Origin of the sequence: Dietzia sp. B44, from assembly GCF_014145245.1 — a bacterium.
Classification (GTDB): domain Bacteria; phylum Actinomycetota; class Actinomycetes; order Mycobacteriales; family Mycobacteriaceae; genus Dietzia; species Dietzia natronolimnaea.
The window spans coordinates 1,789-2,747 of the sequence record NZ_JAALEF010000497.1; the positions used below are offsets into that span (position 1 = coordinate 1,789).

The window sequence follows — 959 nt, forward strand, 5'->3', positions numbered from 1 at the left end:
CAGGACCTCGAAGCCGTACTCGCCGGTGTACCCGGTGCGGCAGACCCGGACGGGAACTCCGGACCAGTCGGCGTCGACGAAGGCCATGTAGTCCAGGTCGATGGGCAGGCCGACCGCGGTGAGGACCTCCCCGGCGAGCGGGCCCTGCACTGCGATCACGGCGCGGGAGCGGTGCTCGTCGGTGACGCTGACCTCGGGCGCCCGCTCGGCCGCCGCGGCCTGCATCCGCCGCACCACCTCGGCGGTGTTGGCGGCGTTGGGGATGAGGAAGATCTCGGAGTCGGAGACGCGGTAGGCGATGAGGTCGTCGACGACTCCCCCGGACTCGTCGCAGCACAGCGTGTACTGGGCGCTGCCGGCGGAGATCCGGTCGAGGTCGTTGGTGACGCAGGTGTTGACGAACCCGGCGGCGCCGGGGCCGGTCACGAGCGCCTTGCCCAGGTGGCTGACGTCGAACAACCCGACGGTCGTGCGGGTGGCGTGGTGCTCGGCGACGGTGCCCGAGTACTGCACGGGCATCGACCAGCCACCGAAGGGGGCGAAGGTGGCCCCGGCCTCCACGTGACGAGAGTGCAGCGGCCCCTCGTAGAGGTCCCCGGTGTCTGTCATGTGGCCACTCCTCGCGCTCTCCAGTACGGCTCCGCTCCCACGGTAGTCGATAAACTATGGTGCCCTGGCCGTGGCGGTCCCGCCACGTCATCAGGGCATCTGACACGTCCCGTACGTCCCCGCCGACCACCAGGAGTGCTTTCATGCCCACCGCGCAGTCGATCCTCACCCACAGCCCGGACCTCGCCGCGATCGAGGCCGTCACGACGCCTGTCGAGTCCGAGGTGGTGGTGGTCGGTATCGCCGCGGGCGCCGACCCCGGTGACGGCGACGGCGGTTCGGACGCGGCCCCCGTCGTCGTCGCCCCCGGTCTCGACGGCGAGGTCACCGCGGCGCTGGCCACGCTGGCC

At 71.4% G+C, this 959-nt stretch carries 1 protein-coding gene and 1 pseudogene; one reads left to right on the forward strand and one right to left on the reverse strand.

Going from position 1 to position 959, the window contains the following annotated elements:
• A partial coding sequence (locus G6017_RS14840) for an aminomethyl transferase family protein (RefSeq protein WP_524536309.1) occupies positions 1 to 609 on the reverse strand: 609 nt, incomplete at its 3' end.
• A 143-nt stretch (positions 610 to 752) separates the two neighbouring features.
• Here G6017_RS14840 and G6017_RS14845 point away from each other — a divergent pair.
• A pseudogene (locus tag G6017_RS14845) lies at positions 753 to 959 on the forward strand (leucyl aminopeptidase); the annotation flags it as partial.